Consider the following 24166-nt stretch of genomic DNA (forward strand, 5'->3'; position numbering starts at 1 on the left):
CCCGCGCGATGTCGGCGCGATTAACGGAACGCAACCAACCCACGTCCTTCTCGTTCTCCCGACAAATTCACAGCAGGAGACGATGAATGGCCAATCACGACAGCCCGCAGGAAGTCGCGGAAACATTCCTCAAGAAGCTGGAGGAAAGCCCTTTCGTGATGATCGGGCTGACGGGCGGCCAGCATTCCGAGCCGATGAACGTCAAGCTTGACGATACCCAGCCGAACACGCTGTTCATCTTTTCGGCGCACGACAATCGCATCGCGAAGGGCGGCGCGGCGATGGCGCAGTTCGTCGGCAAGGGGCATGATTTCTTCGGCTGCCTGGCTGGCCGTGTGTCGCAGGAAACCGATCAGGCGACCTTCGACAAGCTCTGGGACAATCGGGTCGAGGCATGGTTCCCGAACGGCAAGGCCGACGCGCGGCTCAACCGCTTCGACGTCACATCGGCCGAACTGTGGGAAACTGACGTTGCGGTTAGCGGGCGGCTGAAGATGCTGTTCGGCGGGACGATCGACGCTTCGGAATCGTCGAGCCACGCCAAGGTCGGATCGATCGCCTGAACCAGCCGGGGCAGTTACGATCACACAAAGGCGTCATGCCGGGCTCGTTCCGGCATCACGTTGGTTTCAATCGTGGGCGGTTATCCAGTCTTCGACCACAGGCGCAATGCGCTCGCGCCACTTCGACCCGTTGAAGATGCCGTAATGGCCGACACCCTCGGCCATATAGTAACGCTTCTTCTCCTCCGGCAGCGCCGTGGCGATCGTCAGCGCCGCCTTGGTCTGCCCCAGCCCTGAAATATCGTCGCGTTCGCCCTCGATTGCGAGCAAGCCGATGTCGGTGATCGCCGCCGGATCGACGGGCCGGCCACGGTGCGTCATCGTCCCGTTCGGCAGCGCATGCGTCTGGAACACCAGGTCGATCGTCTGGAGATAATATTCCGCGGCCATGTCGCAGACCGAGCGATATTCGTCGTAGAAGTCCTTGGTCGCATCCGCGCTCTCGCCATCGCCGCGGACGAGATGTTTGAACATCTCCCAATGGCTCATCATGTGATTGCCGAGGTTCATCGACATGAAGCCGGTGAGCTGGAGGAAACCGGGATAGACCTGTCGCCCGGCGCCCGGATACATGTGCGGCACGGTGGCAATGACATTCTGCTGGAACCAGGAATGCGGCCGTTCCGTCGCCAGCGTGTTCACCGCCGTCGGCGCCTCGCGTGTGTCGATCGGCCCGCCCATCATGGTCAGCGTCTTAGGGCGGCAGGGATGCTTGTCCGCGCTCATCAGGCATGCGGCGGCATAGCAGGGCACCGATGGCTGGCAGACCGCCAGCATGTGCGCGCTCCCCTTGTCGCCATCGGGCCCGATCGCTTCCAGAAAAGCGACGAGATAATCGACATAATCATCGAGATCGAAGCGCCCCTCGGCGAGCGGCACGTACTTCGCGTCACGCCAGTCAGTGATGTACACGTCCGCGAACGGCAGCATCCGCTCCACCGTGCCGCGCAGCAATGTCGCGAAATGACCCGACATCGGCGCGACGATCAGCAGCTTGGGCCCGCCCTCGACCCCGTCACGCACGAAGCGTTTCAGCTGCCCGAACGGCTTTTGCAGCACGATCTGCTCATCCACGGCGACTTCCCGACCGTCGATGGTCGTGTGATCGAGCCCGAACGCCGGCTTACCCCGTGATGCTGCCGCATGTGCGAACACCTCCAGCGCAGACGCCATGATCTGCCCGCCACCGAAATAGGCGAACGGGTTTGCCGGGTTTTGCAGCATGCCCGCGCTGAAATTGGCCATCGCGCTGGCCGTGGCGAGCAGCGAGCGGTTGAATTCATAAGCATCGTAGAGCATCGGGTATCCTGTAGCACGATCGGGCCGGATTGTACTCATTGTGCACTGCACAACGAACAACGAGAGCCGTTTGCTCCTTGATGGTGGCCGTTGAGCCACAGTGCTGCCGCTGCTAGGTGGCGCCATGGCCAGTATCGCGGACGTAGAGCCGCAACCCACCCGCCGGATCGGCAATCTTGCGCTCGTCTGGCGCCACGCCAAGCGCTACCCCGCGCAGATCGCCGCGGCATGGACAGCGCTCGCGATCACCTCCGCGGCGACGATCGCGATCCCCTACAGCTTCAAGCGCATCATCGACCGGGGTTTCACCGCCGGCGGCGGCGAGGCTGTGGCCGGCGCGTTCCATTACATGCTGATGATCGTCGCGGTGCTCGCGATCGGCACGGCGGTGCGATTCTATTTCGTGTCCTGGCTGGGCGAGCGGGTGGTGGCGGATATCCGCACCAGTGTGCAGCGGCATCTGCTGACGCTCAGCCCGCGCTTCTTCGAGGAGAATCGCCCCTCCGAGATCGCCAGCCGCATGACGGCCGACACCGCGCAGATCGAAATGGTGGTCGGCACTACCGTCTCGGTCGCGCTGCGCAACGCCTTCACCGGCGTCGGCGGACTGATCTATCTGTTTGCCATCTCGCCCAAGCTCGCGGGGCTGCTGACACTTGGCATTCCGCTCATCATCCTGCCGATCATGCTGCTCGGCCGGCGCGTGCGTACCTACTCGCGGACGTCGCAGGATCGTGTCGCGGACGTCGGCGCAATGGTGACCGAGACGCTCGGCGCGATGAAGATCGTTCAGGCGTTCGGCCAGGAGAAGCGCGAGAGCGATCGCTTCACCGGCGCGGTGCAGGCCACCATGGCTGCGGCCGAGCGGCGCATCAGACTGCGCGCGATGATGACTGCGATCGTCATCGGGCTGGTGTTCGGTTCGATCACCCTGGTGTTGTGGGAAGGCGCGACCGACGTCGCCGCCGGCCGCATCTCCGGCGGATCGATCGCCGCTTTCGTGCTCACCGGCGGGATCGTGGCCGGCGCGTTCGGGGCATTAACGGAGGTTTATGGCGAATTGCTGCGCGGTGCCGGCGCAGCCGGGCGGCTGGCCGAACTGCTGTCCGAAACGCCCGAGATCGCTGCCCCTCCCCGCCCCGTTGCGCTGCCGGAGCCCGCACGCGGCGCAGTGGCGTTCGACCGCGTCGAGTTCCGCTATCCCACCCGCCCCGATGCGGCGGCGCTACATGATTTCTCGCTTGCGGTCGCACCCGGAGAAACGGTTGCGCTGGTCGGCCCGTCGGGCGCCGGCAAGACGACCTTGTTCCAGCTGCTCCAGCGCTTCTACGATCCCGCGACAGGCCATGTGTCGATCGATGGCGTGTATCTGCGCGACGCCGATCCTGCTGCCTTGCGCGCGCGGATCGCGATGGTGCCGCAGGAGACGGTGATCTTCGCCGCCTCGGCGCGCGACAATCTGCGCTACGGCCGCTGGGATGCCGACGACGATGCGCTCTGGGCCGCGGCCGACGCCGCCAATGCCGCAGCATTCCTGCGCGATCTGCCGCAAGGGCTCGACACCTTCCTAGGCGAAGGCGGCGCGCGGCTGTCCGGCGGGCAGCGCCAGCGCGTCGCCATCGCTCGTGCGCTGCTTCGCGATGCGCCGATCCTGCTGCTCGACGAGGCGACCAGTGCGCTGGATGCGGAAAGCGAGCGGCTGGTGCAGGAGGCGCTGGAGCGGCTGATGGCCGATCGCACGACGCTGGTCATCGCGCATCGCCTGGCCACCGTGCGCGCGGCCGACCGGATCGTGGTGATGGACGGCGGGCGGATCGTGGAGCAGGGTAATCACGCCGCGCTGATGGCGCGCAGCGGGCTATACGCCCGACTCGCCAGCCTCCAGTTCAGCGAGGCGGCATAAGAGGGAGAGGAACGATGGCGACCGAGTTCGACGTGATCGTCTATGGGGCGACCGGCTATACCGGGCGTCTGGTGGCGGAATATATCGCGGGTGCGCATCCCGAAGGCGTTCGCTGGGCGATGGCGGGTCGGTCGCTGACCAAGCTGCAGGACGTCCGCGCGGAGATGGGCATCGCCGCCGACGTCCCGCTCGTCACCGCCAACGCCGACGATCCGGCCTCGCTGCGGGCGATGTGCGAGCGCACGCACGTGGTGATCTCCACCGTCGGGCCGTATCAGCTCTACGGCAGCGATCTCGTCGCGGCCTGCGCAGCGACCGGCACCGCGTATGTCGATCTGTGCGGCGAGCCGGGGTGGATGCGCCACATGATCGACGCGCACCAGAACGAGGCCAGGCGCACCGGCGCGCGCATCGTCTTTTCCTGCGGCTTCGATTCGATCCCCTTCGATCTCGGCGTGCTGACGTTGCAGGAACATGCGATCGAACGCTTCGGTCGCCCGGCGCCACGAGTGAAGGGCCGGGTACGCACGATGAAGGGCGGCTTCTCCGGCGGTACCGCGGCGAGCCTCAAGGCAACGCTGGCGGCCGCGGCGCGCGACCCCTCACTCGTGCCGCTGCTCGCCAGCCCCTTCGCACTAACGCCAGGGCACAGCGGCCCGCATCAACCGGCCGGGCTGCTCCCGGAGTTTGACACCACGCTCAACTGCTGGGTGGCGCCGTTCGTCATGGCGCCGATCAACACCAAGAACGTCCACCGCACCAACTTCCTGCTGGGCGGGCGCTATGGCGACGATTTCGTCTATGACGAGATGATGGTCGCCGGCCTGGGCGACATGGGCAAGGTTGCCGCCGAGGCGATCGCGAAGATGAACCCGTTTGCCGGGGACTCCGGACCGAAGCCGGGCGAGGGCCCGACCAAGGAAGAGCGCGAGACCGGCCATTATGACGTGCTGTTCGCCGGGCTGATGCCGGACGGCACGCGCATCGACGCGGTCGTCACGGGGGATCGCGATCCGGGCTATGGTTCGACCAGCAAGATGCTGGCGGAAAGCGCGCTATGCCTGGTACAGGACGTCCAGGGCGATGGCGGCGTGTGGACGCCGGGCGCACTGATGGGACCGGCGTTGCGGGAGCGGCTGGTGAAGAACGCTGGGCTGACGTTCACGGCTGGGTGATCGGGTTCACGCGAAGGCGCGAAGACGCGAAGAGAAGAAGATTCGGTTCGCGCAGAGGCGCGGAGAACGCGGAGGTGCTGCGTCGTTGCCGATCGGCGCACGCCAAGTCGAAGCCTGTGCATCACCTTCATCCCAGCGAACGCTGGTATCTCATGCCGCGGGGACGCGCTTCACGTCGGGAGATCCAGCTTTCGCTGGGGTGACGAAAGTGGGTGGGCGACCGCATGAGGCCGCTCAACAGGTTACTCCAAAGCACAACCCCTCTGCGTCCTCCGCGCCTCCGCGCGAACAAACCTCTTCTTCCTCTCTTCGCGTCTTCGCGTGAACCCAATCAACGCCCGAAAGCGATCGCCCCCGCCGCGGCGAACCCCGCCACCGCGATCGCCCCCAGCACCCGCGCCAGTTCCTCCTTCCGGAAATGCACCAGCGCCCGCTCATCAAGCCAGTAATGTCCCTCACTCTCCGCCACGACCGCGCCGAACTTCACCATCCGCTCCAGCAGCCGCCGCTCGCCGCGCGTCGGTAGCCCCAACGCCGTCGCGTTTGCCGGCTTGATCGCACCCGCGGCACGCAGCCGCTCCACGATCCGGTTCTGCGCACGGGTCGAATAGCGCTCCGCCGCGCGCACCACGATATTGGCCATGTTACTTCTTTCGTCCCTGATGCCGGATATTGCCGGGCCGCCCGCGCCGCTTCAGCACGCGCGGCGGGCCGGACTTGCGATCCTCGCGTCGCCCGGGCCGGGCGCCCTTCCCTTCCTCCAGCTCGAAGCGAAGCGCACCTGAAACCGGGTTCGCCTCCGCCAATCGAAGCTTCAACCGCATGCCCAGCGTATATTCCTCGCCGCTCGTCTCGCCGACCAGCCGCCGTCCCGCCTCGTCGAAACGGAAATATTCGCCGCCTAGATCGCTGATCGGCATCAGCCCGTCGCCGCCGATCCCCTCGACGGTGGCGAAGAAGCCGAAATTCTGGATGCCGGTGATCCGGGCATCGACCACCTCGCCGACGCGCTCGGCCAGGAACGCGGCGACGTAGCGGTCGATCGTGTCGCGTTCGGCCTCCATGGCGCGGCGTTCCAGCTTGCTGATCGTCTCGCCGAGCCGCTCGAAATCCTCGTCGCCGTTCAGCCCGCCGGGGCCGAGCGCATGGGCACTGGTCAGCGCGCGATGGACCAGAAGGTCGGCATAGCGGCGGATCGGCGAGGTGAAATGCGCGTAGGAGCCGAGCGACAGGCCGAAGTGGCCGTGATTGCTGGGCCCGTAATAGGCCTGGGTCTGCGAGCGCAGGATCTGCTCCATTACCTGCGGGCGGAAATCGGCGTCGCCGATCCGCTCGATGATGCGGTTGAAGGTGGCGGGCTTGATCACTTGGCCGAGCGCAAAGGGCACATCGAACGTGTCGAGATAGTCCTTCAGCGCGACGAGCTTTTCGCGCGAGGGCGGCTCGTGGACACGGTACATGACCGGCGCCTTCTTCGCCTCCAGCGCCTTGGCGGCGGCGACGTTGGCGGCGATCATGTAATCCTCGACGAGGCGGTGCGCATCGAGCCGCTCACGCGGCGCAACCGAGAGCAGGCGCCCCTTTTCGTCGAGCGCGACCTGCCGTTCGGGGAGGTCCAGCCCAAGCGGCTCCCGCTTGTCGCGCGCCGTGGCGAGGGCCGCCCAGCAATCCCAAAGGTTGCGGAGGGCGGTGAGGATATCCCCCTCCCGCTCGCGGGAGGGGCTAGGGGAGGGCTTGTCCGCGAGGGTTCGGTCTATGTCGACAGGCCCTCCCCCAACCCCTCCCGCAAGCGGGAGGGGAGCCCCGTCGATCATTGCTTGAGCGTCTTCGTAAGCGATGTTGCTGGCGATCCGCACCACCGCGCGCGTGAACCGCCACGACTTCAGCGCCCCCGCCTTGGTGATCTGCAGGTGGCACGCCATCGCGGCACGATCCTCGCCTTCCTTCAGCGAGCAAACATCCGCCGACAGCACCTCCGGCAGCATAGGCACCACCCGATCCGGGAAATACACCGAATTGCCGCGCCGCCGCGCCTCGCGGTCAACGTGGCTGCCCGGCCGCACGTAGAAACTGACGTCAGCGATCGCCACCACCGCACGGAAGCCACCCGCATTCGCAGGATCGTCGTCAGGCTCAGCCCAGATTGCGTCGTCATGATCGCGCGCATCGGCGGGGTCGATCGCAACGATCGGCAGATGGGTCAGATCTTCGCGCCCCTCCCCCAGCGGCTGTTTCGCCACCCGCACCGCTTCGTCGAGCGTTTCCTGATCGAAGACGTGCGGGATCTCATGCTTGTGGATGGCGATCAGCGAGAAGCTGCGCGGCGCAAACGGATCGCCCAACCGCTCAATCACCTTCGCGGTGATCCGCGGCGGCCGCCCCGCGCGCTCCGCCAGCACCAGCTCGCCCGGCTCCGCACCACCCGCGTCGGACACCGGATATTCGCGCTTCTCCTTCTTCTCCACCCCCTGCAGCCAGAGCCGGTCGCCCTCGCCGCGCAGCACGCCGATCATCTGCTCGGCAGATGGCGCAAGCGTCTTCATCGGATGCGCGATCCAGCCGTTCCCGGCCTCCTCGGTGCGCGCCAGGACGCGGGTACCGACGCCCAACTCCCCACGTTTGCGCTCGCGCACGCGGATGCGCGGCGGCGGTGTTTCCGCCTCCCATCGCTCGGGCACGGCCCAGATCGTGCCGCCATCGTCGACATCGGCGACCCGCAGCACCGTCACCTTGGGCAAGCCACCCATCTTGTGGAAGGCGCGGCCGGGGGCGCTGTCGATCAGCCCCTCGTCGGCCATGTCGCGGAGCAGCGCCTTGAGCCCGATCTTCTCCTGCGCCGTCAGCCCGAACGCACGCGCGATCTCGCGCTTGCCGGCGGGCGTGTCGCTGGTGGCGATGAAATCGAGGATCTGCTGGCGGCTCGGCAGGCCCGCTTTTGGTTTACGCATCCCCGCTAGATAGGGAGCCGCCCGCAGCGGGTCACCCGATGATTTTGCGACGAACCCGACGGCGCTCGCCACCCGGACGCTGGAAGCTGCGCGGCACCCGCGCTATTCCTACCGCTTTTGAGGAGATGGTTTGATGAAACTCCCCATCATTGCCACCCTTGGGCTATTCGCCCTGCCAACGATCGCAACAGCCCAGGCCGGCGCCGCTCCCACCGGAAAGGACGGTTCGGAACGTGTGATCTGCCGTACGGAAAGCGTCACCGGTAGCCGCTTGGGCGCGCGTAAGCGTTGCCTGCCCGCGAGCGAATGGGCCGAGATGGCGCGCATTGATCGCCAATCGATCGAGCGCATTCAGAACATTCGCTACAAGGGCAATCAGGGTGGCGGCGCGCTCGTCGACCCGTTCGGCCGGTCCAACTGATCAACGAACGCCCGACGGCGCGCTCGCGCCCTGTCACGCGTCGATCGTGTCCTCGTCCATGCGCGCCGCATTCTCCTGAATGAAGGCGAAGCGGTGCGCCGGATTGGTGCCCATCAGGCGATCGACCAAGTCCTTCACGCCCGCACGCTCCTCATATTCCTGCGGCAGGGTGATGCGGATCAAGCTGCGGCTCCCAGGGTCCATCGTCGTCTCGCGCAACTGGCCCGGGTTCATCTCGCCCAGGCCCTTGAACCGCGCGACGTCGACCTTCTTGCCCTTGAACGCTGTCCGCTCGATCTCGGCGCGATGCGCGTCGTCGCGGGCGTAAAGCGACTTGGCACCCACCGTCAGGCGGTAGAGCGGCGGCTGCGCGAGGTAGAGGTGCCCGCGGCGGACCAGATCGGGCATCTCCTGGAAGAAGAAGGTCATCAGCAACGTCGCGATATGGGCGCCGTCGACGTCTGCATCGGTCATGATGACGACCCGCTCGTAGCGCAGATTATCCGGCCGGCACTCCTTGCGCGTCCCGCAGCCCAGCGCCTGGATCAGGTCGGCGATTTCCTGATTGGCGAGGATCTTGGCGCTGGTGGCGGAGGCGACGTTGAGGATCTTGCCGCGGATCGGCAGGATCGCCTGCGTCTTGCGGTCGCGCGCCTGCTTGGCGCTGCCGCCGGCGCTGTCGCCCTCGACGATGAACAGCTCGGTACCCTCGTTGCTGTCGATCGAACAATCGGTCAGCTTGCCCGGGAGCCGCAGCTTGCGTGACGAGGTCGCGGTCTTGCGCTTCACCTCGCGCTCCGCCTTTCGGCGCAGGCGATCGTCCATCCGCTCCAGCACATAGCCGAGCAGCGCCTTGCCCCGCTCCATGTTCTGGCCGAGCCAATGGTCGAAATGGTCGCGCACCGCCTTCTCGACCAGCCCGGCGGCCTCGGGCGAGGTCAACCGGTCCTTGGTTTGCGACTGGAATTGCGGATCGCGAATGAAGACGCTTAGCATTAGTTCGCTGCCGACCATCACGTCGTCGGCGGTGAGTTCCTTGGCGCGCTTGTTGTTGACGAGGTCGCCAAAGGCACGAAGCCCGCGCACCAGCGCCTGCCGGAGACCCTGTTCGTGCGTGCCGCCATCGGGCGTCGGAATGGTGTTGCAATACCAGCTGTAGCTACCGTCGGACCAGAGCGGCCAGGCGACCGCCCATTCCACCCGGCCTGCCTCCGACGGAAACTCCTGCGACCCGGCGAAGAAATCCGCGGTGGCGCATTCACGCGCGCCGACCTGCTCGCGCAAGTGATCGGCCAGCCCGCCGGGAAATTGGAACACCGCCTCGGGCGGGATGTCGTCACCGATCAGCTCGGGCGCGCACTTCCAGCGGATCTCCACGCCGGCGAAGAGATAGGCCTTGGAGCGCGCGAGCCGGTAAAGCCGGGCGGGCTTGAACAGCAGCTCCGGCCCAAAGATCTCGGTGTCCGGCGTAAACGCCACGGACGTGCCGCGGCGGTTGGGCGCCGACCCCACCGTCTCCAGCGGCCCGAGCGTCACGCCCTTGGAGAAACGCTGGCGATACAGCTGGCGGTCGCGCGCCACCTCCACCACCGTGTCCGACGACAGCGCGTTGACCACCGAGGCGCCGACGCCGTGCAGACCGCCGCTGGTCGCATAGGCCTTGCCGGAGAATTTGCCGCCCGAATGCAGCGTCGATAGGATCACCTCCAGCGCGCTCTTGTCCGGGAACTTGGGATGCGGATCGACCGGCATGCCGCGGCCGTTATCGGTGATGATGATGCGGTTGCCGACCACCAGCGTCACCTCGATGCGGGTCGCATGGCCGGCGACCGCCTCGTCCATCGCATTGTCGAGGATCTCGGCGGCGAGGTGATGCAGCGCACGCTCATCGGTGCCGCCGACATACATGCCGGGCCGCCGCCGCACCGGCTCCAGCCCCTCCAGCACCTCGATCGATGAAGCGTCATAGTCGGTCGCGGGAGCAGGAGCACGGAACAAATCTGGATCGGCCATGCCTCCATATAGCGCAGCCGGACCGCACGGCGAGCTGTTGCTTCAATGCAACGGTTTCAGATCGATGGCCGCACCGCAATCTTTCGACATGCATCCTTTCGGGCCGCCGCACCGTTTCCGGCGCATCCATGTATCTGTACGGAAAGGTTTGCGTATGAAATCCTTGTTGCTCGCCGGCATTGCTGCCGCCCTGGTCGCTCCGACGGTTGCCGCGCAGACGACCGACGGCGAGGATGGCTTTTCGGGCATCTACGTCGGGGCCGCAGGCGGCTATGACGTTCAGCCAAACGACGTCGGCTCTTCAATCCTGTTCGACCGCGGCCTGAACGGCGGCTTCGGCAGCACCGTGACGACCGCGGCGGGCGCCAACGCATTCGGGGCGCCGATCGGCGGCTTCTGCAACGGTCGCGCGCTGGGCGGCACCTCACCGACCAACCCGACTGCACCGGCAGGTTGCGCGAACGACAAGGACGGCTGGGCTTATTACGGTCGGGTCGGCTGGGATTATCAGCGCGGCAACGTCGTCATCGGTGCCGTTGGCGAATTCGGCAAGAGCGAGATCACGGACAGCGTTTCGGCTTTCTCGACCACGCCCGCATCGTACGTGATGACCCGCTCGGTTGATTGGGAAGCCTCGATCCGCGGCCGGATCGGTTACACGCCGAACAACACCACGCTGTTCTATGGCACCTTCGGCCCGAGCTACGCGCGCATCGATCGTGAGTTCACCACCACCAACACCGCCAACGGTTTCTCCGAGAGTGGCGATCGCAACCAGTGGGGCATCACTGGCGGTGGCGGCGTCGAGCAGCGGATCGGGAACAACTTCTCGGTCGGTCTCGAGTATATGTACCACCAGTACCAGGACAACGAATACCGCGTCCGGGCCGGCAATAGCGGCACCACGCCGGCGACCAACCCATTCCTGCTAGGCAATGCGGGTGGCACGGACTTCCGTCGTAGCGACGACAAGTTCCGCTGGCACTCAATTCGCGCAACGGCGGCGTTCCGCTTCTGATAGTGCGGCGCTGCGGTCAGGCGACGAGGGTCGCCTGCCCGCAGCGCATTGGCCCCAACGGCCGGGTTGAACCACGGCGGTCAGCAAAGACAAAGCGCCGGCAGGATTAACGCGAACTCCGGACCCCGCGATGCCGAGGCGCGCCCTATGTAACATGGGCACCAAGGGCCGCACCAACCCAGCCCTTCGAGATCGGGCATATCTTTGCTTGGATCAGGGCGCCTTTCTCACCGTCTCGATGCAGCTTGTGTTACTTACGCGTAAGAAGCCGGCGATGAACAAGGCCGCAGCGAGATTCGCCCGCCGCGGCCTTGCCATGATGATCGAAACGTTACGCGATCAGCGCATGCGCGGGCCACCGAATGGCAACGGCGCCGACCGGCGATCACGCCGCGGCAGCTGCGCCTGATAGGCATGGCCGCAATGATCGACACAATAGGGGAAGCCCGGGTTCACCTTCTCGCCGCAGAAGTGGAAATCCGGTTCACCGGGGTGACCCAGCGGCCACTTGCAAACCTTATCGCTCAGGTCGAGCAGGCTGGTCTTGCCCGCGATCTCCGGCGCCGGCTTGGCCGGAACCAGCCGGCGTGGCGGTGCGGGGGCGATCGGCGGTTGCTGTTCGCCCGGCGCCTGCCGCACGAAACCACCCGGACCCACCGAGCGAACCATGCGCATCGATTCCGGCGAACGCTCCGGCTCGAGCGGCGTGGTGATGGTGATCGGCTTGGGCGCCGTCGTATGACTGATCACAGGCGCCGCTGCCGGTGCGGCAGGAGCAGCCGGCGGAGCGGGCGGCGGCGGCGGTGGCGCGGCGACCACCGGTTCCGGCTCGGGCTTCGCCTCGACTTCCTTGGGAACGACGGGTGACGGGCGGGACTGAAGGCCAAGCCGGTGCGCCTTGCCGATCACGGCATTGCGGCTAACCCCGCCCAGCGCCTCCGCGATCTGGCTGGCGGTCTGCCCGCCCTCCCACATCTTGCGCAGCGTATCGATCCGTTCCTCGGTCCAGGACATGGGCGTCGTCGTTCCTTCACTTCTTGCGCCGGTTGCAGCGGACGGCGGCAGCGACTACGCGATCCCGCGATGAGCAGCCATCCCCAAACCGGCCAGAATAGTTCTTTGATCAGGAGCGCGCCGGGCGTTCCTTCGATCCGGAACGTCAATTGGGGCGGCCTGAAGACCTTATATGTGAAGGAGGTGCGGCGGTTCTTCAAGGTCCAGCTGCAAACCATCTGGGCCCCCGCGATCACCACCTTGTTGTACCTCATCATCTTCACGGTGGCGCTGGGCGGGCGAAGCGCGGTTCACCTTGGCGGTTCGACGGTCGCCTTTGCCGACTTCGTCGCTCCGGGGCTGATCGTGATGGGCATGCTCAACAATGCTTTTGCCAACGCCAGCTTCTCGCTGCTGGTTGGCAAGATCCAAGGCACGATCGTCGATTACCTAATGCCGCCGCTGTCGACCGCCGAACTGCTCGCCGCGATTACAGGGGGTGCGGTGACGCGCGCGTTCCTTGTTGGTTTGACGGTTTGGCTGGCGATGCTGTTGTGGCCGGGCGTGCATGTGATGCCAGTGCATCCAATCGCAGTGTTGTGGTTCGGCTTGCTCGGTGCGGTGTTCCTGGCGCTGATCGGCGTGCTCACCTCGATCTGGGCTGAGAAATTCGATCACGCGGCGGCTGTGACCAACTTCGTGGTGGCGCCGCTGACCTTGTTGTCGGGGACCTTCTATTCGGTCGATCGCCTGTCGCCAGTGTTCCAGGCGGTCAGTCACGCCAACCCCTTCTTCTATATCATCTCGGGCTTTCGCTACGGTTTCCTCGGCATCGCCGATTCGCCGGTGCTGCTTGGCAGCTTGGTGATCCTGGCGCTTGACGTCGTGCTGGGCCTAACCTGCTACACGCTGGTCCGGCGCGGGTGGCGGCTGAAGAACTGAACGTGCGGGCGGTCTAGAACCCGTCCGGCATCGTCACTGGTCCGACGACGCGCTGATACTCTCGGATTGCGTAGCGGTCCGTCATTCCCGCGATATAATCAGCGATGTGGCGGCTCAGCGCCGGCTCATCCGCGGGCAGGCTGGCGCGCCACTCGGCCGGCATTGTGGCGGGATCGGCGTGGAAGGCTGCGAACAGCCCCGCCACCACCTGGTGCGCCGCCGCCGCCGCTTCGAGTTGGCGAGGATGGTGGTAGAGATTGGCGTACATGAAGCGCTTCAGGTCGCGCTCGGCGGTGCGCATCTCACTGGAGAAAGCGACGAGAGCGCGGCCGGCATTGCGGATATCAGCCACGGTTTGCACGCCCGATTCGGCGATGCGCTGCTTGGTTTCGCCGATCAAGTCGTTGACCATCACGCCGATCTGGCTGCGTACCAGCTCGCGGGCCTGACGTCGCTCGCTCACATCGGGAAAGAGCGAGCGCACACGATCCCAGCCCTTCGCCACCAGCGACACGGCGAGCAGTTGGTCGACGCAGAGCAGCCCGGCGCGCAAGCCATCATCGATGTCGTGATTGTCATAGGCGATATCGTCCGCAAGAGCGGCGACCTGCGCCTCAAGGCTGGCCCAGGTTTCCAGCTCCAGCGCTGCCTCCCGATCGGCCTCCGCCAGCGCCCAGCCTGGGTGACGCGCAGGGCCGTTGTGCTTGGCAAGGCCTTCCAGCGTCTCCCATGTGAGATTGAGGCCATCGAAGCGCGGGTAAGCGCGTTCGATCCGCATCAGCGTGCGCAAGGTATGGCCATTGTGATCAAAGCCGCCGGAGTTGATCATCGCCGCTTTCAGCGCATCCTCGCCGGCATGGCCGAAGGGTGGGTGGCCGATGTCGTGGGCGAGGCAAAGCGCCTCGGTCAGGTCTTCGTTGAGGCCGAGGGTGCGGGCGATCGTCCGGCCGATCTGCGCCACCTCCAGGCTATGCGTCAGGCGGACGCGGAAGTGATCGCCGTCAGGCGCCAGAAAGACTTGCGTTTTATGGCGTAGCCGGCGGAAGGCGATGGAATGGACGATGCGGTCCCGGTCGCGCTGGTAGGCGTCGCGGGGGCCACGTTCGCCAGTTGCGCCGGACTTGCTTTGTTCTTCATGAAGGCGGCCTCTGCTGTGCGCCGGGTGGCAAGCCCAGGGCGCAAGGACCGTCACTTAGCCGGCAGCCTTTCCAATTTCTGACCCTTTTCGCTGGTGAAGGAAAAGGCGGAAACTCCCTGTTTCGCCAGTGTGTTGATGAAGTCGCGCGCTTCCGCCTCCGTCTTGAACGGGCCAGTCACGAGTCGGTTCGTGAAGCGAAGCGGCGTCGTATAGGCAGCCTTGCCCTTGAGCACCGCAGCCTTGTTCTGAGCCGCGGCCCAGGCCTTTGGCAGATCGGCCTTGTTCGCGCCGCCGGCGACCTGCACCCAGATCCGCGAGGGATCGGCCTTGGCGGCCTTGGCTTCCTCCGCCGCCTTTTTCGCTTCGGCCGCTTTCTTGGCATCAGCGAGCTTCTTGGCGGCGGCAGCCTTGCGCTCGGCAGCGACTTTCTTCGGGTCTTGCGCGGGCTTTTCGGCGGCAGTTACGGGCTTTTTGGCGACTTCAACGGACTTTTTGGCGGCATCAGTAGGTTTTTGCAGCTTCTCCGCCGTCTCCTTCTGCGCTTCGCGAACCGATTCGGCTGCGCGCCGCGCCGTTTCGGCGGAGGCGATGCTTGCGGGGGACGCAACGGACGTACCCGCTGGGGGGACAGACTGAACCGCTGGGGCCGGCTCGGGCGAGCGGACCGGGGCCACGCCGAGTTCCGAACCGGGGATCGAGATGCCGGCCATGATCCGGGCGAGCATCGTATCCTCGCTCACCGTCGGGCTGACGGGCGTGATCGCTTGGGCGATCGCCGACGCTGCTGGGGCCGGCGTTTGTGCCGGCGCCGGTGCCGGTGCGAGCAGGGCGGCAGCGGCCACGCCGGGGGACGGAACCGGGTTGATCGTGCTGGGTGATGCCACGGCGCTGGGCACAACGGCCGCGGGCGCCGGCTGCGGCGGGACGCTGGCGGCGGCAATCTGCGTAGCCGCGGCTGGCGCCGGCGTCATTGCTAGTGCCGGTGTTGGGGCGGGCGCTGGTGCCGGTGCAGGGGTGGGCGCAACGGGCGGGGGCGTCGGGATCGGAACGGCTTGCACCACTGCCCTGGGTGCGGCGAAAGTGACGCCAGCATAGCGCGGCGGCTGCAAGGCCTCGGTTGCGCTCGGCTGCGGGCGCGACGGGGCTGCACTGGCAACGGCTACCGGTCGATTCGTGGCCTGGCGGCGGCGGGCGCGCTGTTCGGCGCGGGCGAGTTCACGCTCCCGCCGGATTTCCTCACGCGCGCGACGGCGATCGTTGCGGGCGGCAGGCGCGGCCGTCGGCTGCGCGGCAGCGACTTGCACCGGTTGCGACGCCTCGGGCGCGAGGGGCGGCAGCGCCGGGATCATCCGCGCGTCCGCGACGCGTTGCGGCGTGGGACGAAGTTCGCCGAAGTGAACCGCAAAGGCGCGGTCGGCGGGCGGCAGGGTGGCCAGCCGAGCGAAGAATGGCGCCAGCGCCGCACCCATGCCCCGCGGCATCATCGTGCTGGCGATCTTCTCCGCGCCGGGCACGTCACCGGTCATGGCGAGGATGAACGCCCTCACCCGCCACGCGCTGCGATCGTTCGCGCGCACTTGATCGTCGATCTCCGCAAGCGCTTCCTTGCGCTTGCCCGAGATGCCGAGCGACAGTGCATAGCGGCGCCGCACCTCATCGCCCGCAGCGCCTTTCAGCGCGACCCGATAATCACGCTGCGCACGCTCCTGTTCACCGATCAGATCATAGGCAAGGCCGCGATCGCCGGCGAAGCTTGCCGGACTGAGGCCGTAGCCGACTGCCTGATCGAAATAGCGCAGCGCCTCGCCGGGGCGCTCCTGAGTCACCAGGATGCGCGCCATGCCCGCCTTGACCCGACCGTTCATCGGATCGACGTCTTCCGCTCGCTTGAACAGCGAGGCGGCAGCGTTAACGTCGCCCAGCTTGAGCGACAGTTCGCCGGCCTGAATCAGCGATGCCAGGTCACGCGGGTTGGCGCCCAGGCGGCGCATTGCGTCCGCGAGCGCATCGGCATCAGGCGTCGCCCGAGGAAGCGATTGCACCTGTTGACCGGGATAGGTCTGGGCGAGGGCGCCAGGTACGCCGGCAAGCGCGGCGACGAGGATAAGGGGGCGGGCGAGCGACATGGGCGACGTGATTAAGAACCAGCTACGATGAAACGGCAATGAACCCGGCGCGTCCACGCGCCGAGCCGCACGAGACGGCCGACGAACGCCAGCCGCCTGTCCTGACCTTGCGGTACTTACTGGTTGTTCTGGCGGTGCAGGAAGCGCGGGATGTCGAGCGCATCCTTGCCTTCTTCCTCCTCGCCACGCGGAGCGCCGCGCGACGCATTCTGCATCCGCTCGAACAGGGTTCCGCCGAGCTTGACGCGCGGCTGGGCCGGCACGTCCTCGGCAGCCTCGCCGCCGCCCGAGAGCCAACGACGACGCGGCGCGCCGCCGGTATCGTCATCACCAAAGACGCGCGGTTGTGCGGACTGTTGCGGCGCTGCCTGTTGTGGCGCGGCCGACGTCGGCGGCACAACCGTGTCGCTGCCAAGCAGCAGCTCGTCGCCGGCCGCTTCCTCCACGGCACGCGCTGCGGGGGTCAGTTCAACTTCCGGCTTCGCACCGGGCGCAGGCACGCCCGCCGACATGGCGCCGGCCGCGGCACCGGTCGGCTGCGGCGCGGGAGCCGCGGGAGCGGCAGCCGCCGGGGTGGGGGCCGGCGTTGGAGCCGGCGTGTCGATGCGGCGCGGGGCGGAGAAGCTGAACGCGCGCGCCGGCTCGGCCTGCGGTGCTTCGCTAGGCGCGACGGCCTCGATGCCGGTGGCGACGACCGAGACGCGAATCTTGCCTTCGAGATCGGGGTTGAACGCCGAGCCCCAGATGATGTTGGCTTCGGGATCGACCAGTTCGCGAATGTGGTTGGCGGCCTCGTCCACTTCGAGCAGGCGCATGTCCTCGCCGCCGGTGATCGAGATGATGACGCCCTTCGCGCCCTGCATCGACACGCCGTCGAGCAGCGGATTGGCGATCGCCTTCTGCGCGGCGACGAGCGCGCGGTCGTCGCCGTCCGCCTCGCCGGTGCCCATCATCGCCTTGCCCATTTCCTGCATCACCGAGCGGACGTCGGCGAAATCGAGGTTGATGAGGCCTGGCATGACCATGAGGTCGGTGATGCCGCGAACGCCCTGCTGGAGCACTTCGTCGGCAAGCTCGAACGCCTGCTTGAAGGTGGTGTTGGCGTTGGCGATCAGGAACAAATTCTGGTTCGGGATGACGATCAGCGTGTCGACGAACTTCTGCAGCTCCTCGATCCCCTGATCAGCCGACTTGCCGCGGCGCTTGCCCTCGAAGGCAAACGGCTTGGTGACGACGCCGACGGTCAGAATGCCCATGTCGCGCGCGGCCTTGGCGATGACCGGGGCGGCGCCGGTGCCGGTGCCGCCGCCCATGCCGGCGGCGATGAAGCACATGTGCGCGCCTTCAAGCAGCTTAGAGACCTGCTCGATCGTCTCTTCGGCGGCGGCGCGGCCGATCTCGGGCCGGCTGCCGGCGCCGAGACCTTGCGTGATCTTCGCGCCGAGCTGAATCTTCTGCGGAGCGATCGACTGTTTCAGCGCCTGCGCATCGGTGTTCGCGACCAGGAAGTCCACGCCCTGCACGTCTGCGCGCATCATGTTGGCAATCGCGTTGCCACCAGCGCCGCCGACGCCAATCACCGCAATCTTGGGGGTGAGGTCGTCCACTTCGGGTGCAATGAATTCGATGCCCATCGCCAATCTACTCCGTCATTTCGGGCACGAAACACTGGCCCGCCATCGCCATTAATCTTAGTGCAACATCACGAGGCCGCGTGCCAGCCGAAAAGCGGCCCCGCTGACTCAATAATTTGCCTTCGCCGCCTGGAACAAACGTTTGATCGCGCCCAGGCCCTTTTGCCGCACCACCATTTGCTGCTGCGGCACGAGGCCGCGCAGATCAACGGGATCGGACGCCGCGAAGAAGGCAAGCCCCGCCAATGTTGCAAAGCCCGGCCCGCCATGGGCATCGGGGAGCCCGGTGAGGCCACGCGGGCGACCGACGCGCACCGTGCGGCCGAGCACCTGCTGCGCATAGTCGGCGATGCCCTTCAACTCCGCACCGCCGCCCGTGAGCACCACCTGACGGCCGACCGGCCCCTCGAATTTCAGCTCCTTGAGCGCGGCCTGCACCTCGTTGATGAGGTGTTCGAGGCGGGTGCGGATGACGCTGATCAGCGCGGCCTTGGTGATCTGCAAGGGATCGGCATCGTCGTCGGCGCGGCCGGGGCGGATCGCGATCATCTCGTGATTGTCGCGCGGGGATGCGTTGGCCGAGCCGTGGAAGCACTTCATCCGCTCGGCTTGGCTGCGCGAGGTGCCGAACGCCGAGGCGATGTCATCAGTGATGTCGCACGAGCCGACCGGGATCGACTTGAGGCCCACGAGCATGCCGCCGGCGAAGAGCGAGACGTTGGTGATGCCGGCACCGATCTCGACCAGCGCGACGCCAAGGTCACGCTCCTCCTCGCTGAGGCAGGCGAGGCCGGTTGCGACCGGGGATGCGATAATCGACTTCACTTCAAGATGCGCCGAACGCACGGTGAGATCGAGGTTGCGCACCGGCGAGCCATCGGCGGCGATGACGTGGATGTGCACGCCAAGCCGATCGGCGTGCAAGCCGAGTGGCTTCTTGACGCCGGTGAGGCCGTCGAGCGTGTAGAGCGCAGGCTGGGCGTGGAGCACCATGCGGCCCTGCGGGTCGATCGCTTGGCGACCCTCGCCGAGCAGCGCGTCAATATCCTGCTGCTCGATGCGGTGGCCGTTGAGCTCGACTTCGATGAATGCTTCGTCGCTGACGAGGCCGCCGGCGGAGAAGCCCGCCCAGACGTTTTCGATGTTGAAGCCGGCGATCCGCTCCGCCTGCGCGACCGCCTCGCGCACGGCGACCTCGGTGAGCGCCATGTCGGCGATATAGCCGCGCTTCACGCCCTTCGATTCGCGCTGGCCAGTGCCGAGCACGACCAGCTCGCCGCCGTCGCCACGCTGCGCGATCATCGCCGACACCTTGGAGGTGCCGATGTCGAGCGCGGTGATGATCCCTTCGGGTGCCGCCTTTGCCATCGCCCTGTTACCCCTGTTCCCTGCCCCGTTACGTCTTTTCGTGTGATCTTACGTTTGGTTTGCGTCCCCCCGCCCCGTTCGCCCTGAGCTTGTCGAAGGGCGTGCCAAGAGCGCTACCGCTCGGGGCACGTGCTTCGACAAGCTCAGCACGAACGGGAGAGGTGGAGACATCGCCCTAGACCTCGTCGATCCGGGCGAAGCGGGCGGGGGCGGCCGAAGCGCCCTCCCCCTCCGCCGCTGCCGGCACGTTCTGCTCCAGATCCGTCCCCGGCTTGCGCGCGACCAGCTTGGCGGGATCGCGCATGTCGAAGCGCAGCCAGCCCTTGCCGAGCAGCGCGCGCGCGCCGTCGAGCTCGGCGAACTTCACCAGCGCCGCCGCTGCGCCCTCCTGCGGCAGGGCGAGCGTCTCGCCGCTGTCGAAGGTGATGTCCCAGCGACGGTTGCCGACCCAAGTCGCGGCTTTCACGCGCGGCTTCAGCGCCGGGGCGGCGGCGAGCAGGCGCTGGTAGGCGGCCTCCTGCCGGTCCGCGCCGGGGCCGATCACCAGCGGCAGATCGGGCAGGCGGTTGCGGTCGACCGGTTCCAGCGGCACGCCGGTGGCGTCGATCAGCGTGAGCTGGCCACCGTTCTGCCACACCGCGGCGGGCTCACGCTCGACGACGTGGATCAGCAGGCGATCGGGCAGCCGACGCGAGACATAGGCGTCCTTGATCCAGCCGTAGGCCAGCAGGCGCTCGCGGATCAGCTCCAGGTCGACGCGAAGCATCGCCTTGGGCTGTTCCTCCAGCGCGACCGCGTACACCGTTTCGCGGTTCATCCGCTTGATGCCGGTGATGTCGACACCCTCGACCTCGAGGCCGAGCCGGCCGGTGCTGTCGGCCATTGCGGTGCCGATCGCGGCGGGGACGCCAAACCAGGAAGCGGTGGCGAGCGCGGCGGCGCCGCCGAGGCCGAGGATCGACCAGGTCACGGCGCGGCGCAGCGTCGCCTCACTGACCGGGAGCGCGGCGACCAGCCGGTCGCCGAGCGACTTCTTGGGCGGGCCGCGGCGAACGGTGGGGCGGCGCTGCGGCGCTGCGCGGGTGGCGGCGCGGCTCATGCCACTTCTCCCACGAGCGGATGATCCTTCAGCGCCTCGTCGACGATCGCTTGGACGAGATCGGGGTAGCTGATGCCGAGGTGGCGGGCCTGTTCGGGGACGAGGCTCAGCGGCGTCATGCCGGGCTGGGTGTTGACCTCGAGCAGGAACAGGCCGTCGACCCCGCGCTCGTCATCCCAGCGGAAATCGGCGCGGCTGCACCCTTTGCAGCCGAGCAATTGGTGGGCGCGCAGAGCGAGTGCCTTGCAGGCTTCGGTGATCTCGTCCGGCACGGGCGCGGGGAAGATGTGATCAGTCAGGCCGTCGGTGTATTTCGACTGGTAATCGTACCAGCCGGACTTGGGGCGAAGCTCGGTCACGCCGAGCGCATTGCCGCCGAGGACGGCGGTGGTGAGCTCGCGGCCGCGGATATAGGGTTCGACGAGGAGCTCATCGAACTCCTGCCACGGGCCGACGACGTCGCGGCCGATCGGATTGCCGTAATTTCCTTCGTCCGTGACGATGGCGACTCCGACCGAGGAGCCTTCATTGACCGGCTTCAGCACAAAGGGACGCGGCAGCGGATCGGCGGCGTACAGGTCTTCGCTGAGTACGATGCGACCGCCGGGCATGGGAATGCCATGCGGGACGAGCGCCTGCTTGGTCAGCACCTTGTCGATCGCGATCACCGACGTGGCGAGGCCGCTGTGGGTGTAGCGCAGGCCCATGATGTCCATCAGGCCCTGAATCGAGCCGTCTTCGCCGGGCGTGCCGTGGAGCGCGTTGAAGACGAGGTCGGGCTTGGCGCTCGCGAGGGTCGCGGCGACGGTCCGGTCCATGTCGATGCGGGTGACGCGGTGGCCGCGCTGCTCCAGCGCTTCGGCGATGCCGGCGCCGGACGAGAGCGATACCTCGCGCTCGGCGGACCAGCCGCCCATCAGGACGGCGATGTGGAGGGGGTTGATTGCCTCAGCCACGCACACCTCCGTCACTCCCGCGCACGCGGGAATTCATAGACGCTGAGGGTGCGGCTCGATCGAGGGGCCAGCCAGTATGGATCCCCGCCTTCGCGGGGATGACGGTGGGGGTGCTCATCACGCCGGCACCCCGACGCGCTGGATTTCCCATTCGAGGGTCACGCCGCTGGTCTCCTTTACGCGGGTGCGGACTTCCTCGCCGAGCGCTTCGATGTCGGCGCTGGTCGCTTGCCCCAGGTTGAGGAGGAAGTTGGTGTGCTTCTCGCTGACCTGCGCGTCGCCGCGCTTGAGGCCGCGGCAGCCGGCTTCGTCCACCAGTGCCCACGCCTTATGGCCGGGCGGGTTCTTGAAGGTCGAGCCGCCGGTTTTGGAACGCAAGGGCTGCGACGCCTCGCGCGCGGCGGCGATGCGGTCCATTTCGGCCTGGATCGCTTGCGGTTCGCCGGGGGTGCCGCGGAAGGTCGCGCTGATGACGATCGCGCCTTCGGGCAGGTTGGAGTGGCGGTAGGTGTAGCCGAGTTCCGATGCCGCGAGGGTGCGGCGTTCGCCGGTGCGCAGGATGACGTCGCACTCCACGAGGATGTCGGCGGTCTCGCGGCCGTAGGCGCCGCCGTTCATGCGCACGAAGCCGCCCACAGTGCCGGGGATCGAACGGAGGAATTCGACGCCAGCGATCCCTGCGTCGCGCGCGGTGGAGGAAACGAGGACGCCGCTTGCGCCACCGCCGCACTTCAGCGTGGTGGCGTCGATCGCCTCGACCTTCGCGAAGGGTTTGCCGAGGCGGACGACGACGCCGCGGACGCCGCCGTCGCGGACGATGAGGTTCGAGCCCAGCCCTAGTGGAAGGACCGGGACGCTTTCGTCGAGGTTGGCGAGGAAGTTCGACAGGTCCTCGACCTTGGCTGGTTCGAAGAGGAAGTCGGCCTTGCCGCCGGATTTGAACCAGACGAGCGGGGCCAGCGGGGCGTTCTGGGTGAGGCGGCTTTGGGCAGGCGCGACCTCATTCCCCTCCCGCTTGCGGGAGGGGTTAGGGGAGGGATTGTTGGGCAAGAACGTGGTCATGAGTTGACAGGCCCTCCCCCAGCCCCTCCCGCAAGCGGGAGGGGAGCTTGATGCGCCTCGATCGCGGGGGCGAGGTTGGCGGCCCATTTTGTGATGTCGCCGGCGCCGAGACAGATGACCTGGTCGCCCTGGCGCAACTCGCCTGCGAGTGCTCGGGCGAGTGCGTCGGCGTCCGACACCGTTGCTGCCGAGCGGTGGCCGCGGTGGCGCAGGCCCTCCACCAAAGCTTCGGCATCGACGCCGGGGACCGGCGCCTCGCCGGCGGCATAGACCGGCGTCACGTACACCGCGTCGGCATCGTTGAAGGCGCCCTGGAAGTCCTCCATCAGATTGCCGAGACGCGAGTAACGGTGCGGCTGGACGACCGCGATCACCCTGCCCTGCGCGCTTTCCCGCGCGGCGGAGAGGACGGCGCGAATCTCGACGGGGTGGTGGCCGTAATCGTCGATAATCGTGGCGACACCGCCGGCAAGGGGCACTTCCCCGACCTTGGTGAAGCGACGCTTGACGCCGTTGAACTTCTCGAAGCCCTTCTGGATCGTCGCGTCGTCGATACCGAGCTCAAGCGCGACGCCGATCGCGGCAAGCGCGTTCTGGACGTTGTGTCGCCCGGGCATCGGCAGGTCGATGCCCTCGATCGAGCGGGTGGTGCCATCGCGGTGGCGGATGATCGCCTCGAAGCGGTTGCCGCCGGGATAGGGCGCAACGTTGACGCCGCGCACGTCGGCGCTGGCCGCGAAGCCATAAGTGACGATGCGGCGGTCGCGGACGCGCGGGATCAGCGCCTGCACTTCGGGGTGATCGAGGCAGAGCAACGCCGCGCCGTAGAAAGGTACGTTTTCGACGAATTCGACATAGGCGTCCTTGGCCTTGTCGAAGCTGCCATAGTGATCGAGGTGCTCGGGATCTATGTTGGTGACCACCGCGATTGTGCCGTCGAGGCGCAAGAAGCTGCCGTCGCTTTCGTCGGCCTCGACCACCATCCAGTCGCTGTCGCCGAGACGGGCATTGGAGCCGTAGCTGTTGATGATGCCGCCGTTGATGACGGTGGGGTCGACGCCGCCGGCGTCGAGCAGCGCCGCGACCATTGAGGTGGTCGTTGTCTTGCCGTGGGTGCCGGCGACCGCGACGGTGGATTTCAGCCGCATCAGCTCGGCGAGCATTTCGGCGCGGCGGACGACGGGGATGCGCCCGTTGAGCGCCGCCTCGACCTCAGGGTTGCCGCGCTTCACGGCAGTGGAGATGACGACCACCGCCACGCCGTCGACGTTGGCGGCGTCATGGCCGATCGTGACCTTGATGCCGCGGGCGCGCAGGCCCTCGATGACGTATCCTTCCGCCACGTCGCTGCCCTGCACGGTGTAGCCGAGGTTGTGCATCACCTCGGCGATGCCCGACATGCCGATCCCACCGATGCCGACGAAGTGGATCGTGCCGATGTCCGTTGCGACGCCTTTCACGCGCGGGACTCCAGACAAGCGTCTCCGTTCGCCCTGAGCTTGTCGAAG

General features: G+C 66.9%; 19 protein-coding genes. 6 read left to right on the forward strand and 13 right to left on the reverse strand.

The annotated features are described in order from the left end of the window. Positions 1 to 86 precede the first annotated feature (86 nt). Positions 87 to 563 carry a pyridoxamine 5'-phosphate oxidase family protein gene (locus SPHI_RS03315; RefSeq protein ID WP_076743461.1) on the forward strand — a complete coding sequence of 159 codons (477 nt, stop codon included), beginning with the start codon at positions 87 to 89 and terminating at the stop codon, positions 561 to 563. A 66-nt stretch (positions 564 to 629) separates the two neighbouring features. Here the strand turns inward: SPHI_RS03315 and SPHI_RS03320 are convergent, their stop codons facing one another. Next, a complete protein-coding gene (locus SPHI_RS03320) occupies positions 630 to 1862 on the reverse strand; it encodes a polyhydroxyalkanoate depolymerase (protein WP_076743462.1) in 1233 nt (410 codons plus the stop codon). 124 nt (positions 1863 to 1986) lie between these two features. On the opposite strand from SPHI_RS03320, the gene SPHI_RS03325 reads away from it, so the two are divergent. Both SPHI_RS03325 and SPHI_RS03330 read left to right on the forward strand, forming a co-directional pair. Next, positions 1987 to 3765, forward strand: a complete 1779-nt coding sequence (locus SPHI_RS03325; protein WP_096348715.1) for an ABC transporter transmembrane domain-containing protein — start codon at positions 1987 to 1989, stop codon at positions 3763 to 3765. A 14-nt stretch (positions 3766 to 3779) separates the two neighbouring features. Further along, the gene (locus SPHI_RS03330; RefSeq protein WP_076743463.1) at positions 3780 to 4940 is read left to right on the forward strand and encodes a saccharopine dehydrogenase family protein; all 1161 of its coding nucleotides are present in this window, start codon (positions 3780 to 3782) and stop codon (positions 4938 to 4940) included. A gap of 331 nt (positions 4941 to 5271) precedes the next feature. On the opposite strand, the gene SPHI_RS03335 is transcribed toward SPHI_RS03330, so the two are convergent. Together SPHI_RS03335 and SPHI_RS03340 are read right to left on the reverse strand one after the other, a co-directional pair. Continuing rightward, the gene (locus tag SPHI_RS03335) at positions 5272 to 5583 is read right to left on the reverse strand and encodes a DUF1403 family protein (protein WP_076743464.1); all 312 of its coding nucleotides are present in this window, start codon (positions 5581 to 5583) and stop codon (positions 5272 to 5274) included. 1 nt (position 5584) lies between these two features. Beyond that, positions 5585 to 7888 carry a ribonuclease R family protein gene (locus tag SPHI_RS03340; protein WP_076743595.1) on the reverse strand — a complete coding sequence of 768 codons (2304 nt, stop codon included), beginning with the start codon at positions 7886 to 7888 and terminating at the stop codon, positions 5585 to 5587. A gap of 133 nt (positions 7889 to 8021) precedes the next feature. Here SPHI_RS03340 and SPHI_RS03345 point away from each other — a divergent pair, with 133 nt between their 5' ends. Then, entirely contained in the window at positions 8022 to 8309 is a 288-nt protein-coding gene (locus SPHI_RS03345; RefSeq protein WP_076743465.1) for a hypothetical protein, read from the forward strand. Positions 8310 to 8342: 33 nt separating this feature from the next. Here the strand turns inward: SPHI_RS03345 and parE are convergent, their stop codons facing one another. Beyond that, positions 8343 to 10322, reverse strand: a complete 1980-nt coding sequence (gene parE, locus SPHI_RS03350) for a DNA topoisomerase IV subunit B (RefSeq protein ID WP_076743466.1) — start codon at positions 10320 to 10322, stop codon at positions 8343 to 8345. A gap of 154 nt (positions 10323 to 10476) precedes the next feature. Between parE and SPHI_RS03355 the strand changes: the two genes are divergently transcribed. Further along, positions 10477 to 11340, forward strand: coding sequence for an outer membrane protein (locus SPHI_RS03355; protein ID WP_076743467.1), 864 nt, complete (start codon positions 10477 to 10479; stop codon positions 11338 to 11340). A gap of 339 nt (positions 11341 to 11679) precedes the next feature. Here SPHI_RS03355 and SPHI_RS03360 read toward each other — a convergent pair whose 3' ends face one another. Beyond that, complete coding sequence (locus tag SPHI_RS03360) at positions 11680 to 12354, reverse strand: GcrA family cell cycle regulator (protein WP_076743468.1); 675 nt, start codon at positions 12352 to 12354, stop codon at positions 11680 to 11682. Positions 12355 to 12423: 69 nt separating this feature from the next. Here SPHI_RS03360 and SPHI_RS03365 point away from each other — a divergent pair, with 69 nt between their 5' ends. Continuing rightward, positions 12424 to 13275, forward strand: coding sequence for an ABC transporter permease (locus SPHI_RS03365; protein ID WP_076743469.1), 852 nt, complete (start codon positions 12424 to 12426; stop codon positions 13273 to 13275). A gap of 13 nt (positions 13276 to 13288) precedes the next feature. Here SPHI_RS03365 and SPHI_RS03370 read toward each other — a convergent pair whose 3' ends face one another. The 8 genes from SPHI_RS03370 to murC form a co-directional block, all read right to left on the reverse strand. After that, positions 13289 to 14467 (reverse strand): deoxyguanosinetriphosphate triphosphohydrolase, encoded by a 1179-nt coding sequence (locus SPHI_RS03370; protein ID WP_076743470.1) that lies wholly within the window; start codon positions 14465 to 14467, stop codon positions 13289 to 13291. Next, positions 14464 to 16539 (reverse strand): tetratricopeptide repeat protein, encoded by a 2076-nt coding sequence (locus tag SPHI_RS03375; RefSeq protein ID WP_076743471.1) that lies wholly within the window; start codon positions 16537 to 16539, stop codon positions 14464 to 14466. Before SPHI_RS03375 ends, SPHI_RS03370 begins: the two co-directional genes overlap by 4 nt. A 116-nt stretch (positions 16540 to 16655) precedes the next feature. Then, positions 16656 to 18173, reverse strand: a complete 1518-nt coding sequence (gene ftsZ, locus SPHI_RS03380) for a cell division protein FtsZ (RefSeq protein ID WP_076743472.1) — start codon at positions 18171 to 18173, stop codon at positions 16656 to 16658. A gap of 108 nt (positions 18174 to 18281) precedes the next feature. Then, positions 18282 to 19541, reverse strand: a complete 1260-nt coding sequence (ftsA, locus tag SPHI_RS03385) for a cell division protein FtsA (protein ID WP_076743473.1) — start codon at positions 19539 to 19541, stop codon at positions 18282 to 18284. A gap of 175 nt (positions 19542 to 19716) precedes the next feature. Beyond that, positions 19717 to 20640 (reverse strand): cell division protein FtsQ/DivIB, encoded by a 924-nt coding sequence (locus SPHI_RS03390; RefSeq protein ID WP_083719687.1) that lies wholly within the window; start codon positions 20638 to 20640, stop codon positions 19717 to 19719. After that, positions 20637 to 21557: a D-alanine--D-alanine ligase gene (locus SPHI_RS03395; RefSeq protein ID WP_233130658.1), complete on the reverse strand. Its 921-nt coding sequence runs from the start codon at positions 21555 to 21557 to the stop codon at positions 20637 to 20639. The genes SPHI_RS03390 and SPHI_RS03395 overlap by 4 nt, the downstream gene beginning before the upstream one ends. A gap of 156 nt (positions 21558 to 21713) precedes the next feature. After that, entirely contained in the window at positions 21714 to 22658 is a 945-nt protein-coding gene (gene murB, locus SPHI_RS03400) for a UDP-N-acetylmuramate dehydrogenase (protein WP_083719690.1), read from the reverse strand. Continuing rightward, positions 22655 to 24118: a UDP-N-acetylmuramate--L-alanine ligase gene (murC, locus tag SPHI_RS03405; RefSeq protein ID WP_076743475.1), complete on the reverse strand. Its 1464-nt coding sequence runs from the start codon at positions 24116 to 24118 to the stop codon at positions 22655 to 22657. The genes murB and murC overlap by 4 nt, the downstream gene beginning before the upstream one ends. Positions 24119 to 24166 lie beyond the last annotated feature (48 nt).

Source organism: Sphingomonas jeddahensis, assembly GCF_001981525.1.
Lineage (GTDB): Bacteria > Pseudomonadota > Alphaproteobacteria > Sphingomonadales > Sphingomonadaceae > Sphingomonas > Sphingomonas jeddahensis.